Source organism: Bradyrhizobium sp. SZCCHNR2028, from assembly GCF_032380995.1.
In the GTDB taxonomy this organism is placed as follows: Bacteria; Pseudomonadota; Alphaproteobacteria; order Rhizobiales; family Xanthobacteraceae; genus Bradyrhizobium.
In genome coordinates this window covers 20,024-37,194 of record NZ_JAUHJF010000016.1, presented here as the reverse complement: position 1 = coordinate 37,194, position 17,171 = coordinate 20,024, and the positions used below count along the sequence as shown (strand labels likewise).

The window sequence follows — 17,171 nt, the reverse complement described above, 5'->3', positions numbered from 1 at the left end:
ATTCATTCCGGTGCGGCACCGACCGGCGCCTGACCAGCCGGCGGACGATGCAGGAAGGTCATCGAAGCGTAGGCGCCGATCCAGGAGCCGACCGCCGCAAACGCGACGTAGATCCAGTTCTCGGTGTAGCTGATCACGGCGAAGGACGACAGCATGTACCAGATCGAGCTCCAGGTCGCCGCTGACACTCGCCGCTTGGCAACGACCGCCGAAGTGAACATGACGTAAACCGCATCGGTCGCTGCAGTCGCCAGCACGACACCGAAGGCCGTGAGTGGATTGATCGCCGACATCGTCCCCTCTTCGTTGTGCTGCACCAAGCGACGTCATTGTCTCGCCAAACGCATCCATGCACAATGACGCGATCTGCACGCGCCAAACAACAAGGACAGAACAATGGAACGCGTCCGTCTCGGGAGGAGCCCGCTCGACATCACCCGCCTCGGCCTCGGCACAGCGCCGCTCGGCGGCCTGTTCGAGCCGGTCAGCGATGGCGATGCCGAAGCCACGATCGCTGCGGCGTGGGCGCGCGGGGTGCGCTTCTACGACACCGCGCCGCTCTACGGCTTCGGCCTCGCCGAGCAGAGGCTCGGTGCGTTTCTGCGCCGGCAGCCGCGCGACAGCTACGTGATCTCGACCAAGGTCGGCCGGCTGCTGCGGCCGGACCCGACGGCGTCGGGCGAAGATCCGCACTATAAGGGCACGCCGCCGCTGCGGCCGCAGTTCGACTATTCCTACGACGGCGTGATGCGTTCGGTCGAGGAGAGCCTGGTTCGGCTCGGCCTGGATCGCGTCGACATCCTGCTCGTGCATGATCCCGACGACCACTATGACGAAGCCGTGGCTGGCGCCTTCCGTGCCCTGCAGCGGCTGCGCGACGACGGCAGCATCAAGGCGATCGGCGCCGGCATGAACCAGTCGGAGATGCTGGCGCGCTTCGCCGAGGCCGTTCCGGTCGACTGCTTCCTCCTGGCCGGCCGCTACACGCTGCTCGACCAGGGCGCGCTGACGGCGCTGTTTCCGATCTGCCGCGCGAAGAACATCGCCATCATTCTCGGCGGCATCTACAACAGCGGCATCCTCGCCAATCCTTACGGGCCGGCGAAGTTCAACTACGAAGATGCCGATGCCGCCTTGGTGGCCCGCGCGCGCCAGCTCGACGCCCTGTGCAAGCAACACGGCACCGAGCTCAAGGCCGCCGCGATCCAGTTCTGTCTCGCCCATCCCGCCGTCACCGTCGGCCTGCAGGGCGCGCGCAATGCGCAGGAGGCGGCCGACAACATCGCGTTGGCGCAGGCGCGAATCCCCGACACGTTCTGGCGCGACCTGCGCGCCAGCAATCTGATCGATGCCCGCGCACCGCTGCCGGGAGAGGCGTCATGAGCCGCGTCATCGATGCGCATCAGCACTTCTGGGATCCCGGTCGCGCCGACTATCCGTGGATGGCCGGGGACGCGCTGGCGCCGATCCGCCGTCCGTTCGGTCCTGCCGACCTTGCTCCGCGGCTCGCCGAGAATGGTATCGAGGCCAGCATCCTGGTGCAGACCCGGTCGTCGCTCGACGAGACCGAGGAATTCCTGCGCATCGCGCACGCGACGCCGTTCGTCGCCGGTGTCGTCGGCTGGGTCGACCTGAGCGATCCATCGGTAGGGTCGACGATCGACAGGCTGCGCGGCCTGCCCGGCGGCGACAGGCTGGTCGGCATCCGCCACCAGGTCCATGACGAGGCCGATCCGGCGTGGATCTATCGCGGCGATGTCAGGCGCGGCCTCGACATCGTGTTCGCGCACGACCTGACCTACGATCTGCTGGTGCGCACGCGCGAGCTGCCGGCGGCGATCGCGACCGTGCGCGCGTTTCCAAGAGCACGCTTCGTGCTGGACCACGCCGCCAAGCCGCCGATCGTAACCGGGTTCGATCAGGACTGGGCCGATCGCATCGCCGAGCTCGCGGCCTGCGGCAATGTCTGGTGCAAGGTGTCGGGGCTGGCGACGGAAGCCGTCTGGACCGACTGGGATGCCGAGCGGCTGTTTCCCTATGTCGCGCACGTCGCACGCTGCTTCGGCGCCGACAGGCTGATCTTCGGCTCGGACTGGCCGGTGTGCCTGCTCGCCGGCAGCTATGGCGAAATCAAGCAGGCGCTCCAGCACTGCCTGGCCCGGCTCGGTGCCGAGGTCCGCGACAAGGCCTTCGGCCCGAACGCCGTCGCAGCCTACCGCCTGCCGCTCTGATTAGATCAGAACCGCATCACCATGCCGAAATGGCTCTTGGCGAAGCCGAGCCGCTCATAGAAGCGCTGTGCGTCGGTGCGGCTCTGATGCGTCATGAGCTCGACCAGATTGCAGCGCCGGCTGCGGGCCTCGGCAATCGCCCATTGCAGCAGCTGCTCGCCGATGCCCCGGCTGCGGCAGTCGGTTGCGACCCGAACGTCCTCGACCAGCGCCCGTGATGCGCCTTGCGAGCTGAGCCCAGGCAGGATGCAGAGTTGCAGGCAGCCGACCACCCTGTCCGCCTCCACGGCGACGACCAGGGTGATATTCTCATCCCGCACGATCGCCTCGAACGCGTCGTAATAGGACTGCAGCAACGGCTGCTCGACACGCTCGCGCGCCCGGCCGAGATGATCGTCGGCGAGCATGACGACAATGGCGCCGACGTCGTCGCGTTGCGCAGGCCGGATCATGATGGACATGAGCTTTCAGGACAGGCTTGCAAACGGCTCAGAACTTGTAGCCGAGGCCCGCGCGCACCGTGTTGATGCTGGTGTCGACCGTCGAGGTGAAGCGGATGTATTCGTATTCGGCCCGCGCAAACAGGCCGCCGACGAGATTGACGTCGACGCCGAGACCGGCGCTGTAGCCATAGATCAGGTGATTGTGCTGAATGTTGTTGGCGCTGAGCGGCGCGAGCGGCGTGTAGGTCCCCAGAAAAGTGGTGCTGACCCGATCCTGAACCGTCACGGACTGGCCGAGATCTGCATTGCCGAGCGCAAGGCCGAAGAACCCATAAGGCAGGAAACAGCCCATTGCATAGCCGGCACGACCCCGGATCGTTGCCATGTCGGTGATCGATATCTGCGAGGACTGCGTCGAGGTCACGGCGTGAAAGTTGCCGTCAGACAGTGCGGCCGTGCTGACAAGCGTGCGGCTCGAAGAGGCCATGCCGCCATACTTGCCATGCAGATAGCTCGCCTCGACGCCGAGCACGACGTCGTCCCACTGACTGTTGTAGCCGACGAAGGCGCCGAAGCCAGATGCGCGCGAGGACTGCTTGCCGAGATTGGGGTTCCACGACGATACCTGCATCTGGCTCTCGATCAGCGTGTTGGCAAGCACCGCCGCCGTGATGTTCTTGGTCGAGCCGTTGAAATTTTCATCGGACGAGCCGTAGCCGCCCTGGACGCCGACGTAATAGCCGTCCCAGTTGACCCGCGAATTGTTCAGGCCCTCGGTCAGGCCGCCCCGCAGGATCGGAAGGTCGGACAAATCCGCGGCCTGCGCCGCGGAGATCATGCCGCACACCGAAACCGCCACCACCAGGCTACGCATCGCAACGCTCCAATCAGCACTTGAACTCTCTGTTCCGATCATCGCGCGTTAACCTTAATCATTCGTTGTCGCAGCGCTCTGCACGGAAATTCTTTCAGCGCGGAGGCGTTCGAACAGCGGTATCAGAAACGCCAAACGGCGCGGGAGGCCCGCGCCGCTTGATTGTTTACAGTGATGAGGACCGCTCGGCTCAGCCCTTGCGGATCAAGGGCGGCATCATCGGGGGCGGCGGAGGCTGGTCGAAATTCCAGCGCACGCCGAGCTTCAGGTCGTGCGAGGTGATGTCCTTGAACTTGAAGACGTTGCCGGTGGTGTTGCCGACATAGTCGGACAGGACGCCGGTCTGCCCTTGACCGAGATCGACGTAGCTGTAGGCCAGCTCCAACACCAGGTTCGGATTGACGTTGTAGGCGAGACCCGCATGGGCCGCCCAAGCGAAATTCCATTTCGAGGAGGTCGGCGCCGTCGCGAAGCTCGTGGTCGTGAACGGCAGGTTGTTGATGCCCGTGTCGGTGAAATTCGAAATCGTCACCCGCGCACCGCCGACACCCGCGCCGATGAACGGCGTCACGCACCACCAGGTACCGAGATCGACATAGGCGTTGGCGAGCACCAGCCATTCGGACTTGCTGCCGCTGTAATTGTCGATGCCGCTATAGGGCACGCCGCCCGCCGTTGCATTGAAGCGGTCGGTGGCCTTGAAGTTCGAATTGCCGCGATACTGGCCGGTGACGTCGGCGCGGAACCAGCTGTTGAAGCGATAGCCGACGCCGACGCCGTAGATGCCTGCGGTGTCGAACGCCGAGGTCTGGTTGAACGACGTCATCGGCGTGTAGGCGGACTCGCGCGAGTAATGAACGTCCTTGACCTTTTGATTGCTGAAACCGATGTCGCCGCGCAGATACCAGCCACCGAAATCGGCCGCCGGCGGCGGCGCGTAGACCGGAGGAGGCGCGATGGGCATGTCGGCCGCAAAGGCGAGAGTTGAAAACAGAGAGGCCGCTCCGGCGGCGATCAAAGACTTAACGCTACGCATTGGCTTCGTCCCTTTGGCCGGTGAGGCGATCGAGAATCCGGCCCCACATCACAACTGACGACCGTACAATCGCGCCAAATGCTTAAGCGGCGCTTAACCCTAATTATTAAGGTTGATATTTCCTGAGCGCACAAGAACCGTTAACGACCGCGCAACACCTCCTAACAATTCGTCATCTCCGTCTCGTCTTCGTAGTAATCATCAACTAATTAGTTCAACTTAAAATTGTCGACGTCGCCTCTCTCCAGACGGAGCGATCGCATATGGCGATCTGCGTTTTGCGCCGTCTGCTCCCACATCGTCGTGGCCGGCCTGTCTCGGCCAGCCCCGTCCTTGTTGCGCTCGGAAGGAACGTCGTGGATGCCCGGGTCAAGCCCGGGCACGACGTAACGGATTGGCAGACTTGCCCGCCGCGATTGGCCGATTTCATCGATGCATCGCCCTGTCCTGGCCCCTGCCCGCTTTACGACGAGCCGCGGATCGCGCCGGCAGACCCGAGCCCACCGCTCTCGCGCGCAGGACGACAAGCTGCCAACAAAACGGCCTGCCATCAGACGATGATGGCAGGCCGCAAAGGCCGAATATGACGGTTGATGATTATGCGGCGGCCGCAGCCGCGTTGCCGACCGCAGCAACGATCTCATCGACGACCTCCTCGACCAGATCGCGGTCGTCACCCTCGCCCATCACGCGGATCACCGGCTCGGTGCCGGAGGAGCGCACGAGCAGTCGGCCATGGCCGTTGAGGCGCTTCTGTCCGGTGTCGATTGCCGACTTCACCTCGTCCGCGTCGAGTGGCTTGCCGCTGCGATAGCGGACGTTCTTGAGGATCTGCGGCAGCGGATCGAAGCGATGGCAGACCTCGGAGACCGGACGGCGCAGCCTCTGCACCGTCGCCAGCACCTGCAGCGCGGCGACGAAGCCGTCCCCCGTGGTCGCGTAGTCCGAGAGAATGATATGGCCCGACTGCTCGCCGCCGAGATTGTAGCCGTCGGCCAGCATGCGCTCGAGCACATAGCGGTCGCCGACCGGCGTGCGCACCAGCTCGAGCCCCTGCCCCTGCAGGAAGCGCTCGAGACCGAGATTGGACATCACGGTCGCGACGATGCCGGCGCGCGCCAGGCGGCCGTCTTCCTTCCAGCTCTGCGCGATGACCGCGAGCAGCTGATCGCCATCGACGATGTGGCCGCGCTCGTCGACCAGGATCACGCGATCCGCGTCGCCGTCGAGCGCGATGCCGATGTCGGCGCGCATTTCCCGTACCTTCCGGCACAATGCCTCCGGCGAGGTCGAGCCGCATTCCTTGTTGATGTTGAAGCCGTCCGGCTCCACGCCGATCGAGATCACGTCGGCACCGAGCTCCCACAGCGCCTCGGGCACGACCTTGTAGGCCGCACCATTGGCGCAATCGACCACAACGCGCAGGCCGTCGAGCGAGAGGTCGCGCGGCAGGGTGCGCTTGGCGAATTCGATGTAGCGATCGTGCACGCCGTCGATGCGGCGGGCGCGGCCGAGGCTCGCGCTCTGCGCCAGCTTCTTGTCGAGCGACTCGTCCAGCAGCTGCTCGATCTGCTTCTCGACATCGTCTGACAGCTTGAAGCCCTGCGGCCCGAACAGCTTGATGCCGTTGTCCTCGAACAGATTGTGCGAGGCCGAGATCATGACGCCGAGATCGGCGCGCATCGACTTGGTGAGCATGGCGACCGCCGGCGTCGGCATCGGGCCGACCAGCAGCACGTCCATGCCGACCGAGGTGAAGCCGGCCACCATCGCGTATTCGATCATGTAGCCGGACAGGCGGGTATCCTTGCCGATCACCACCCGGTGGCGATGCTCGCCGCGCTGAAACAGAAGACCTGCGGCCTGCCCGACCTTGAGCGCGAGTTCCGGCGTGATCAGGCCGTTGGCGCGGCCACGAATCCCATCGGTCCCGAAATAGTTACGGCTCATATGACCCCCAGCAACGGCTTCTGGATTTCGTTACCGGCGGGGGCGAATCACATGGCAAGCCCCTCCGGTCAGCCCGCGGGTTATAGTCGCCTTAAAGCTAAGATGGATTCAAAAAATGTGATCAATCATTACCACGAAACCGCCACGGCCGCCGCAAGCCATTGTTAAGGCTAATTTTTCACTCGACCTGACGGCTCCGGAGGGCCCCCCTCGGAGCGCCCCCGCAGCAGGAATGTGCTCGCTCCGGCGGCCCCTGACGTCCTGTTGCGGAACGCTCGCAGTTTGCGTGTCTTGCCCGGACGCCGTGGCGGTTCCCAAGTTGGATTTGGCAGGCGCCGCAAAGATGCTAGATGACTGCCGAGCCGAAGAAACGAGACGTCGGTGGGGAGTCGAAGAGCGCGATGAAACACGTCACCTGCATTGAAGACCTGCGCCTGCTGCACAAGCGCCGCGTGCCCAAAGCCTTCTTCGACTACGCCGATCGCGGCTCCTATGCCGAGGAGACGCTGCGGGCCAACCGCGACGATCTGCAGAAGATCAAATTCCGCCAGCGCATTCTGGTCGACGTGTCCAAGCGCGATCTGTCGACGACGATCCTTGGCGAGCCGTCATCGATGCCGCTGATCCTGGCGCCGGTCGGCCTCCTGGGCATGCAGCACGGCGACGGCGAGATTCACGCCTGCCGCGCCGCGCAGGCCGCCGGCATCCCGTTCACGCAGAGCACGATGTCGATCTGCTCGATCGAGGACATCGCGGGCAGTGTCGAGAAGCCGTTCTGGTTCCAGCTCTACGTCATGAAGGACCGCGGCTTCATCAAGGCCCTGGTCGAGCGCGCCATCGCCGCGAAGTGCAGCGCACTATGCCTGACCGTCGACCTGCAGGTGATCGGCCAGCGCCACCAGGACATCAAGAACGGCATGAGCGTGCCGCCGGAATGGACGCTGTCGAAGCTGTTCGACTTCGCCACCAAGCCGGCCTGGGTGCAGGGCGTGCTGCAGGGCAAGCGCCGCACCTTCGGCAACATCGCCGGCCACGTGAAGAACACCGAGGATCTCACCAAGCTCTCGGCCTGGACCGCGGCGCAGTTCGACACTTCGCTGAACTGGAAGGATGTCGACTGGATCCGCTCGATCTGGCCGGGCAAGCTGATCATCAAGGGCATCCACGACATCGAGGACGCGAAGCTCGCGGCCGCGACCGGCGCGCAGGCGCTTGTCGTCTCCAACCATGGCGGCCGCCAGCTCGACGGCGCACCGTCCTCGATCCACGTGCTACCCGGCATTGCGGAAGCGGTCGGCGACAAGATCGAGATCATGTTCGACGGCGGCATCCGCTCGGGCCAGGACGTGATGCGCGCGCTCGCGCTCGGCGCCAAGTCGTGCATGCTCGGCCGCGCCTATGCCTACGGCCTCGGCGCCGGCGGCCAGGCCGGCGTCGCCAAGGCGATCGACATCATCCGCAACGAGCTGCTGACGACGATGGGCCTGTGCGGCATCAACACGGTGGCCGAGATCGACCGGAAGGTGCTGGCGGATTGATCGACACTTAACCGGTTGGGACAAAGCATGACGCTGGTCTCACACCGTGATGATCCGAAGCGCTTGCCAAGCAAAAGCTGTCGTCCCTGCGAACGCAGGGACCCATAGCCACCGCTGTCAGTTATTTCGGGCGGTCGCGCCACTGCATGGTGCGTTTGGGCATCTGCTCAGACTAAGACACCCTGGCGTGCCCCGACACTCCATCCTGGGGTTATGGGTCCCTGCGTTCGCAGGGACGACACCTTTTGTCAGGATGCGGCATACGCTCCAGATGAGCTGGGTCACATCGGCGGCGTCAGCCCATCGCGGCCGACGCTGACGCGGCTGGTCTCGAGCGAGCCGTCAGGCAACGGCTTGACGGTGGCGATCACCTTGGCGCCGGCCGTCAGCTCGGACTTGTCGCCGGGCACGAAGGTCACGATCGGCGTGTCCGGCGCGATGTCGACCCGCTTCTCGCCGCCCTTGTATTTGACGAGCAGCGAGTGACCGTCGGTCGAGACCGAGCTTTCGGATACGGTGGCGTTGGTCATGCTCGAATTCGGCTTCAGGTCCCACGACCGCGAGCCTTCGCCCGTGCCGCGCATGTCCTCGGGAAAAATGTGGATCTCGACCGCCTTCGGCGCGCCGTCCGGGCCGGGCACCGTGGTGGCGCCGATGAACGAGCCCAGCTTGATGTCGGAAAGCTGCGCCTTGACGACACCCGAAACGCGCAGATCACCGGCCATGCGCAGCTTGAAGATCTCGCCGCTGCGGGCTTTCACCGTCATCATGTCGGCGTCGACGCTTTCGATGGCGCCGCGCACGCGCGTCGGCACCGGCGCCTGCTGGGCAATGGCGAGCGCGGATACAGCCGCAACCATGGCGAGTGAAGCGACGGAACGGATCAGGACGAGACGAGCGGACATGCAGGGCTCCGAGGGCGAGAGAAGATCATCCGCGTCCAATGCGGGGCTACGCGGACGCTCGATCAATGAGACGCCGACCATCTGCGCTTATTCCGCGTTCAAGCCCTTGTGAGATCGGCCTCGACCAGCGCGCGCAACTCGGGCGTGACCTGCGGACGGCGGCCGAACCACAATTCGAAGCCACGCACGGCCTGGTGCAGCAGCATGCCGAGCCCATCGGCAGTGCGCAGCCCCCTCGCCCGCGCCGCCGCGAGCAACTGCGTCTCCAGCGGCACGTAGACGATGTCGGCGACGACAGCCTGCTGCGGCAACAGCTCGACGTCGAGCTCGAGCGGCGGCTGGCCGTGCATGCCGAGCGAGGTGGTGTTCACGAACAGGCCCGCGCGCGGCAGCAGCGCGCCGACGCGGTCCCAGCCTTCGGCAACGACATGGCTGCCGAACTGATCAGCCAGTGCTTGTGCGCGCGCCGCGGTGCGATTGATGACGTGGACGCGGCCGATGCCGCGCTCGAGCAGGCCGAACACGACGGCCCGCGCCGAGCCGCCGGAGCCAAGCACCAGCGCCTCGTCGGTGCGGTCCCAGCCTGGGGCGGCGGCATCCAGATTGCCGATGAAGCCTTCGACGTCGGTGTTGGTGGCCCGCAGGATGCGGTCCTCGTACCAGAGCGTGTTGGCCGCGCCGACCGCGCGGGCACGCGCGTCCGGCTCGCTCAGCTCCAGCACGCGCTCCTTGTGCGGGATCGTGACGTTGGCGCCGACGAAGCCGCGACGGTCGAGATGCATGACGAAGTCCGCCAGCTCTTCCGGCGGCACCGCCTCGATGGTGTAGCCGCCGGCAATGCCAAGCTCGTGCAGCCAATGATGATGGATCAAAGGCGAGCGCGAATGCGCGGCAGGCCAGCCGATCAGGCACGCAGCGCGGGGTTTGGCGGCGAGGGTCATGGCCGTGACATCGGACAAGCCCCGGCTGGAGTCAATGCTGGGGCTCGGCAGTCGCCCCCCGGGAAAGCGTCGCAGCGGCCGAGAGGCGCCATGGCCCCAACGACGACGCGGCGTTGAGGTCGCGTGTCAGCTCGCGGCGAGCCCATCGGCGACGTCCGCCGGCGCCGTCTCCTTGCCCTTGATGTCGGCCACGGCGCGCTCGATTGTCTCGCGATAGCGCACCAGCGGCGGCCGCACGCCGTGGGTCAGCAGCGCCCGGCGCACGGTCGGCGACGCGCCCGTGATGAACAGGCGGATGCCCTGGCGCCTGGCCTTGGCGGCGACGCGGCTCATGGCGTTGGCGGCCGTCGAATCCAGGAACGGCACGGCGGCGAAATCGACCACGAAGGCTTTGCGGCGGTCGGCGATCGAGTCGAGCACGGTGCCAACGGTCGAGGCGGCGCCGAAGAAGAACGCCCCGGTGATGCGATAGACCAGCACGTCCTTGTCGGTGCTGAGCTTGGGATTGTAGGGCACCCGCGCGCTGTCCTCGAAATCCGCACGGTCCTGCGCGACCAGCGGCGTGCTGTCCTCGACGCCGGTCATCTGCGCCATGCGGTTGATGAACAGCACGGCGCCGAGCGCAAAGCCGACCAGGATGCCCTCGGTGAGATCGCGGAAGACCGTCAGCCCGAAGGTCGCGAGCAACACCGTGGCATCGCCCCAGGACGATCGGATCAGGGTGGCGAACTCGTGCTTCTCGGCCATGTTCCAGGCCACCACCACCAGCACCGCGGCGAGCGCCGACAGCGGGATGTAGCTCGCGAGCGGAGCCGCGATCAGCATGAACACCAGCAGGAACAGCGAATGCAGCATGCCCGACACCGGCCCGCGTGCGCCGGCGCGAACGTTGGTGGCGGTGCGCGCGATGGTGCCGGTGACGCAGATGCCGCCGAACAGCGCCGAGCCGACATTGGCAAAGCCCTGCGCCACCAGCTCGCAGTTCGAGCGATGGCGACGGCCGGTCATGCCGTCGGCGACGACGGCCGACAGCAGCGATTCGATGGCGCCGAGCAGTGCGAAGGCGATCGCGTCGGGGAACACCGCCTGGACCTTGGCGAGCGAGAACGCCGGCAACGCCGGCGCCGGCAGCTCGCGCGGGATACCGCCGAATTTCGTCCCAATGGTCTCGACCGGAAGCTGCAGCGCGAAGGTGATGATGGCCGCGACCACGACCGCGATCAGGATGCCGGGCCAGGTCGGCCGCAGATGCTTGAGGCCGATGATGATCGCGATCGACAGCGCGGCCGTCACGACCGCAGACATGCTCGCGGTCGGCGCGCCATGCGCGAGCGCCGTGAGCTTCGGAAGCAGCTCGCCCGGCTCCTTGCCCGCAAGCGTGATACCGAACAGATCCTTCAGCTGGCTGGCAAAGATGATGACGGCGATGCCCGCGGTGAAGCCGACCGTGACCGGATAGGGAATGAACTTGATGTAGGTGCCGAGCCGCAAATATCCTGCGATCACCAGGATCACGCCGGACATCATCGTCGCGATCAGCAGGCCATCGAGACCCTGGCGATCGACCGTCGCAGCGACCAGCACGATGAAGGCACCCGCGGGACCGCCGATCTGAAAGCGGCTGCCGCCGAGCAGCGAGACCAGGAAGCCGCCGATCACGGCGGTGTAGAGACCACGCCCCGGCGAGACACCGGAGGCGATCGCGATCGCCATCGACAGCGGCAGCGCCACGATCGCCACGGTCAGGCCCGCCAGCGCGTCGGCGCGAAAGTCGCTGAGGCCGTAGCCCTCGCGCAAGACCGTCAGGAGTTTGGGGGAATAAAGCTCGGCGAAGGTCGGCTCATGATGTCCGACCCGCCCGTGCGAACGGTGTTCGTTTGCGATGCTCATGCCCATCACGCTCCCGTCGCCTCATCGGGCCGCGGCGCAGCCGACGATGCGTCCCACACGAAGCGCCCAGGGGCCCCGTGCCGCGCGATGAGCCTAGCTCGCGTCATCGCGCACAATGTCAGTTTGACGGCCCATGCGGCGGGGCGGCCCCGGGTCCTTCAGGCGAACACCACGCCCGCCATTCTCGCTGCGGGAATGCTCACCGATCAGATCCACGCCCGCACGATTGAGCGCATCGACGACCTTGGTCAGCGAGTCCACCACGCCGCGGACGTTGCCCGTGGAGGCTTCCATCCGCTGGATCGTCGGCAGCGACACGCCGGCCAGCTCGGCCAAGGTTCTCTGATCTATCCCGAGCAGCGCACGGGCTGCTCGCATCTGGAACGACGTGATCACGATGGCCTCACGTAGCAGACACCATAAATGATGTCTGAGACAAAGACAATGATGTAAAATACATCATAAATTGCTTTCGGAGGCAAGCTGGAACCGGCCCTCGCCCACTGTTCCCTGCGCGCCCGAGCAAAGGTCCCGACGCGATCCGGCCCGCCATCCCGAGAGGATGACGGGCCGGTGCTGCTCGGCGCGGAGCGTTCGGCTCAGGCGGCGTCGCGGTGGGAGGCGATGATGTGGTCGGCGGCGCGGCCCGTCACCTCGGCCATGTGGTCGAACTGGCGAGTGAAGCTGCCGGCGCCGGCCGTGGCCGAGCGCAATTCGACGATCAGCTCGCCGATCTCGGCCTCCGGCATCATCGCGCGGACGCAATCCCAGCCCGGCCAGCCGTCGCGGGTGTCGAACGACAGGATCTGGCCGCGCCGCGCCGACAGGATCGCGTTGATCCTGGCGGTCGCTTCCGTGGGGCAGACGATCTCAACGGTGTGAATCGGCTCCAGCAGCACCGGCTGGCATTGCGGCAGCCCCTCGCCGACGCCGACCCGCGCCGCGGTGCGGAACGCGAGGTCGGACGAATCCACGCTGTGATAGGAGCCGTCGGTCAGCGTGACCTCGACGTCGATCACCGGAAAGCCCAGGGGGCCGCGGGCCATTGCGTCGACAACGCCCTCCTCCACCGCCGGGATGTAGTTGCGCGGCACCGCGCCGCCGACCACCTTCTCGGCAAAGCGGAAGCCTTCGCCGCGCGGCAGCGGCCTGATGTCGAGCACGACGTCGCCGAACTGGCCGTGACCGCCGGACTGCTTCTTGTGGCGGCCGCGCTGCGTGATCGGCTTGCGAATGGTCTCCTGATAGCCGATCGCAGGCTGATGCGATTTCACGTTGACGCCGAAACGGTCGCGCAACCGCTCCAGCGCGACGCGCAGATGCATCTCGCCCTGCCCCCACAGCACCGTGTCGTGGGTGCGCGGGTTCTGTACCATCGTCAGCGATGGATCCTCCTCGTGGAGCCGCTGCAAGGCCTGGCCGAGCTTGACGTCGTCCTTGCGGTCCACGGCGGCGATCGAGAGCGCCAGCACGGGTGGACACGCCTCGACCTTTGCCAGCGGCGGCGGTGCCGTCTTGCCGGTCGCAACCGTATCGCCGGTCTTGACCGCGTCGAGCTTGCCGAGCGCCACCGTGTCCCCGGCCTGGGCGCCCGCGCGCTTGCTGTCATAGGCGCCGGTGGCAGCCAGGATGCCGGACACGCGCACCGCCTCGCCCGAGGCGGCATGCAGCGTCGCGCCGTCGTCGAGATGGCCGGACAGCACCCGCGTCAATGACAGCTTGCCGCCATGCTGCAGATGCAGCGTCTTGAAGACATAGCCGAGCGCCTCCTTGGTGTCCTTCACGCCGAGCCGCTGCGCGGTCTCGGCGATTCCGGGCGCCTCGTGGCGCAGCGCCTTCATCAGCCTCAGCACGCCGTTCTCGCGCAGCGCCGAGCCGAGCAGCACCGGGCAGATCAGCCCCTCGCGCAATTCGCGCGCGAGATCGTCGAACACGGCGTCGCGCGGCGGCGGGATGTCCTCCAGCAGTTGCTCCATGAGCGCGTCATCGTGATCGGCGAGCTTCTCCAGCATCGAGAAGCGCGCCTCCTTCTCGCGGTCGAGATCGCCGCCTTCGAGCCCAACGACTTCCGACGCCTTGTGCTCGCGATAGATGAAGGCGCGCTCCAGCGCGAGGTCGACGAAGCCCTCGATCAGCTCGCCGTTCCAGATCGGAATCTGGCGCAGCACCAGCGGCACGCGCGAGGCCGGCTGCAATGTGGCAAGCGTCTCCCTGATGCGCGCATTGGCGCGGTCGATCTTGTTGAGGAACAGGAAGCGCGGGATGCGCAGCTCCTCGAGCTCGCGCAGGATGATCTGCAATTGCGGCAGCTTCTTCTCGTCGGCCTCGCAGACCACGATGGCGGCATCGACCGCCGGCAGCGCCGCGCGCATGTCGTGGATGAATTCGATCGAGCCGGGACAATCGAGGAAGGTGTAGCTGTCGCCCATGAAGGTCGTAGTCGCCGCCGTCATGGCGACGCTCATCTTGTGCTGACGCGCCTCCGGGCTGGCATCGCCGACGGATGTGCCGGCGTCGACGCTGCCCGCGCGCGGGATCACGCCCGTCCGCGCCAGAATCGCCTCCAACAGAGTGGTTTTACCGCTTTGGAAAGGGCCCACCAGCGCAATGCACCGTGGACCGCGGGGACTTCTCAGGTCTTGTCCCATTCGCCGCCTCCTCGTTGTGGAGCTCGGCCCTTGATTGGGTCGGCAAAGCCGAATGCTCTGCCTCGGCTGCCGCTTTGGCAAGCAGGGGGCCCGCGAAAAACGTCGCTGCAGTGCGGGGAGCACGCCGCCTTCCCGCACGATGGCGGGAAGATCGGCTATTCACGGCAAGGGGAAGATCACCGACCCGGGCGCAATTCGAGGCTTTGCAGCCCCGCCGAGACGCTGAGGCCGACCTGGCCCTGGACGCTGAGTGGCTGCAGCGCGATCGAGTTGGCGGAGCCGCCGACCAGCACGTTGCCGCCAAGGCCGACGCCGACGGCGGCCGAGCCCTGTGCGCCGGCATAGTCGCCGGAGAGATCGCCCGGCCCGAGCCGTGCAACCGGGGCATAGACCACCCAGGCCAGCAGCGATTCCTGGGTGATGCCGAGATCGAGGCCGACCTTGCGGATGGTCGCGACGTAACGATCCTCCGGCAGCCCGTCGGCGCGCAGCACGCAGCCGAGATGGGTAACCGAGCCGACGATGAAGCCGACGCTGGCGCCACCGCGGCATTCGAGGACGCCGACCCGCACGCGATCTTGCGCCTGGGCAGCGCCGCCGGTGCAGAGGACGACCGCAGCAGCGAGCCCGGCGAGGATGGTCGAGCGCATGAATAAAAACTCCGGCTGAAATGAACGTGTGATGCAGACCCGTCGATCGGACTGACGATCACGGGGCATCACATCTATGCCACAAGCCTTACAGTCGCACCAGATTCGCCGCGCCGTCAGCACGCGCCATCGCGCCGGCCATTGCGACGCGTTCGCCCGAACGCTTCCGCGGCTCAGCGATAGAAGCGCGAGAAATAGGACGATGAACGGCTCGGGCTCGGGTGGATCGGCAGCAGCGGCACCAGCTCGACCTCGGTGATTCCGGCAGCGATGTTCAGGCCGGTCTGCCCCTGCAGGCTGATCGGCTGCAGGGCGGCGGCGCGATCGGTGTCGCGCACCAGGAAGCTGCCGCCGAAGCCGACCAGAGCCGCAGCGTTGGCGGACAATCCACCGTACCGCCCGCGCAGCTCGCTGCGGCCGAAATCGTTGACCGGTGCGCTGACCGCCCACGCCATCCTGGTCTCATCCGTCAGCCCGACATCGAGGCCGTAGCGCCGGACCTTGGCGACATAGCGCTCCGGCTGGCGGCCCTGGCTGCGAAACACGCAGCGCAGGCGTGACTGGGACATCACGAGCTTGCCGGAAGTCTTTCGTCCCGCGCACTCGAGCACACCGGCGCGCATGGGGCGATTTGCGTGGGCTTGCGCGAACGGAGCAACCGACACAAGCAACATGATCGACAGCAGAAGCAGCCGCATCGAACTCCAACCCTACGCCACCAGACTTATCGACCGACAAGAGAAAGGCGCCATGTTCAAAACATGGCGCCTTTCGGCCTGGAACTTGGCTTCTGGAGTTTCGAGACGGATGTTGCCCGATTACCTCAGATTGCCGCAGAAGCGCTGGATGCGCTTGCAGGCGTCCTCGAGGTCGGAGGTCTTGGTCGCGTAGGAGATGCGGAACGCCGGGCCGAGGCCGAACGCCGAGCCGTGCACCACCGCGACGCCCTCGGTCTCCAGGAGCTCGGTGACGAAGGCCTCGTCATTGTCGATCACCTTGCCCGACGGCGCCGTCTTGCCGATCGTGCCGGCGCAGGACGGATAGACGTAGAACGCGCCTTCCGGCCGCGGGCATTCGATGCCGCTCGCCTGGTTCAGCATCGAGACCACGAGGTCGCGGCGCTCCTTGAACACCTTGTTGTTCGCGGGAATGAAGTCCTGCGGACCGTTCAAGGCTTCCACCGCCGCCCATTGCGCGATCGAGCACGGGTTCGAGGTCGACTGCGACTGGATCGTCGCCATCGCCTTGATCAGGTGCGCCGGACCGCCGGCATAGCCGATGCGCCAGCCGGTCATGCAATAGGCCTTGGAGACACCGTTCACGGTCAGCGTGCGGTCGTACAGCGACGGCTCGACCTGCGCCGGCGTGGTGAACACGAAGTCGTCATAGACGAGGTGCTCGTACATGTCGTCGGTCATGATCCAGACATGCGGATGCTTGACCAGCACCTCGGTGAGCGCCTTCAGCTCGGCCTTGGTATAGGCCGCGCCGGTCGGATTCGACGGCGAGCACAGGATCAGCCACTTGGTCTTCGGCGTGATCGCCTTCTCCAACGCCTCCGGCTGCAGCTTGAAGCCATGCGCCGCGGTGCAGACCACCGGCACCGGCTCGCCGCCGGCGAGCGCCACCATCTCCGGATAGCTGACCCAATACGGCGCCGGGATGATCACCTGGTCGCCGGGATTGATGGTCGCCATCAGCGCATTGTACAGCACCTGCTTGCCGCCGACGCCGACGATCACCTGGTTCGGCTTATAGGTGAGGCCGTTCTCGCGCTGGAACTTGCCGATGATGGCTTCCTTCAGTTCGGGGATGCCGTCGACCGCGGTATACTTGGTCTTGCCGGCCCGGATCGCCTGGATCGCAGCTTCCTTGATATTGTCCGGGGTGTCGAAATCCGGCTCGCCGGCGCCGAGGCCGATGACGTTGCGGCCCGCCGCTTTGAGGACGCGCGCTTTATCCGTGACCGCGATGGTCGCGGACGGCTTCACACGGTCGAGCGCAGCGGCGAGAAAGGACATCATCAGCTCCTATGCAGGCGTCGTGCATCACCCCTTCAGGGCCA

The 17,171-nt window shown here is 66.0% G+C and carries 16 protein-coding genes; 3 read left to right on the top strand and 13 right to left on the bottom strand.

Features of this window, described 5'->3' with window-relative positions; all coding sequences use genetic code 11:
• Positions 1-2 precede the first annotated feature (2 nt).
• Positions 3-293 carry a hypothetical protein gene (locus QX121_RS22940; protein WP_315733919.1) on the bottom strand — a complete coding sequence of 97 codons (291 nt, stop codon included), beginning with the start codon at positions 291-293 and terminating at the stop codon, positions 3-5.
• Between the two features lie 103 nt (positions 294-396).
• Here QX121_RS22940 and QX121_RS22935 point away from each other — a divergent pair, with 103 nt between their 5' ends.
• Positions 397-1,383, top strand: a complete 987-nt coding sequence (locus tag QX121_RS22935; RefSeq protein ID WP_315813110.1) for an aldo/keto reductase — start codon at positions 397-399, stop codon at positions 1,381-1,383.
• Positions 1,380-2,231 (top strand): amidohydrolase family protein, encoded by an 852-nt coding sequence (locus tag QX121_RS22930; RefSeq protein WP_315813109.1) that lies wholly within the window; start codon positions 1,380-1,382, stop codon positions 2,229-2,231. The genes QX121_RS22935 and QX121_RS22930 overlap by 4 nt, the downstream gene beginning before the upstream one ends.
• A 5-nt stretch (positions 2,232-2,236) precedes the next feature.
• Here the strand turns inward: QX121_RS22930 and QX121_RS22925 are convergent, their stop codons facing one another.
• The 4 genes from QX121_RS22925 to glmM form a co-directional block, all read right to left on the bottom strand.
• The gene (locus QX121_RS22925) at positions 2,237-2,692 is read right to left on the bottom strand and encodes a GNAT family N-acetyltransferase (protein WP_315813108.1); all 456 of its coding nucleotides are present in this window, start codon (positions 2,690-2,692) and stop codon (positions 2,237-2,239) included.
• Positions 2,693-2,720: 28 nt separating this feature from the next.
• Positions 2,721-3,548: an outer membrane protein gene (locus QX121_RS22920; protein ID WP_315733923.1), complete on the bottom strand. Its 828-nt coding sequence runs from the start codon at positions 3,546-3,548 to the stop codon at positions 2,721-2,723.
• 190 nt (positions 3,549-3,738) lie between these two features.
• Positions 3,739-4,584, bottom strand: a complete 846-nt coding sequence (locus QX121_RS22915; protein WP_315778051.1) for an outer membrane protein — start codon at positions 4,582-4,584, stop codon at positions 3,739-3,741.
• 597 nt (positions 4,585-5,181) lie between these two features.
• Entirely contained in the window at positions 5,182-6,534 is a 1,353-nt protein-coding gene (gene glmM, locus QX121_RS22910; protein WP_315733925.1) for a phosphoglucosamine mutase, read from the bottom strand.
• 401 nt (positions 6,535-6,935) lie between these two features.
• Here glmM and QX121_RS22905 point away from each other — a divergent pair, with 401 nt between their 5' ends.
• Positions 6,936-8,072 carry an alpha-hydroxy acid oxidase gene (locus QX121_RS22905; RefSeq protein WP_315733926.1) on the top strand — a complete coding sequence of 379 codons (1,137 nt, stop codon included), beginning with the start codon at positions 6,936-6,938 and terminating at the stop codon, positions 8,070-8,072.
• 281 nt (positions 8,073-8,353) lie between these two features.
• Here the strand turns inward: QX121_RS22905 and QX121_RS22900 are convergent, their stop codons facing one another.
• The 8 genes from QX121_RS22900 to QX121_RS22865 form a co-directional block, all read right to left on the bottom strand.
• Complete coding sequence (locus QX121_RS22900) at positions 8,354-8,932, bottom strand: hypothetical protein (RefSeq protein ID WP_315798235.1); 579 nt, start codon at positions 8,930-8,932, stop codon at positions 8,354-8,356.
• A gap of 143 nt (positions 8,933-9,075) precedes the next feature.
• Positions 9,076-9,918 carry a shikimate dehydrogenase gene (locus tag QX121_RS22895; protein ID WP_315771871.1) on the bottom strand — a complete coding sequence of 281 codons (843 nt, stop codon included), beginning with the start codon at positions 9,916-9,918 and terminating at the stop codon, positions 9,076-9,078.
• Positions 9,919-10,044: 126 nt separating this feature from the next.
• Positions 10,045-11,808 (bottom strand): SulP family inorganic anion transporter, encoded by a 1,764-nt coding sequence (locus QX121_RS22890; RefSeq protein WP_315784136.1) that lies wholly within the window; start codon positions 11,806-11,808, stop codon positions 10,045-10,047.
• 93 nt (positions 11,809-11,901) lie between these two features.
• Entirely contained in the window at positions 11,902-12,204 is a 303-nt protein-coding gene (locus QX121_RS22885) for a helix-turn-helix transcriptional regulator (protein ID WP_315757334.1), read from the bottom strand.
• Between the two features lie 203 nt (positions 12,205-12,407).
• The gene (locus QX121_RS22880) at positions 12,408-14,456 is read right to left on the bottom strand and encodes an elongation factor G (protein ID WP_315813107.1); all 2,049 of its coding nucleotides are present in this window, start codon (positions 14,454-14,456) and stop codon (positions 12,408-12,410) included.
• A gap of 176 nt (positions 14,457-14,632) precedes the next feature.
• Positions 14,633-15,106, bottom strand: coding sequence for a DUF992 domain-containing protein (locus QX121_RS22875; RefSeq protein WP_315733931.1), 474 nt, complete (start codon positions 15,104-15,106; stop codon positions 14,633-14,635).
• 173 nt (positions 15,107-15,279) lie between these two features.
• Positions 15,280-15,804 (bottom strand): DUF992 domain-containing protein, encoded by a 525-nt coding sequence (locus QX121_RS22870; protein ID WP_315733932.1) that lies wholly within the window; start codon positions 15,802-15,804, stop codon positions 15,280-15,282.
• Positions 15,805-15,924: 120 nt separating this feature from the next.
• Positions 15,925-17,127, bottom strand: coding sequence for a pyridoxal phosphate-dependent aminotransferase (locus QX121_RS22865; protein WP_315757337.1), 1,203 nt, complete (start codon positions 17,125-17,127; stop codon positions 15,925-15,927).
• Positions 17,128-17,171 lie beyond the last annotated feature (44 nt).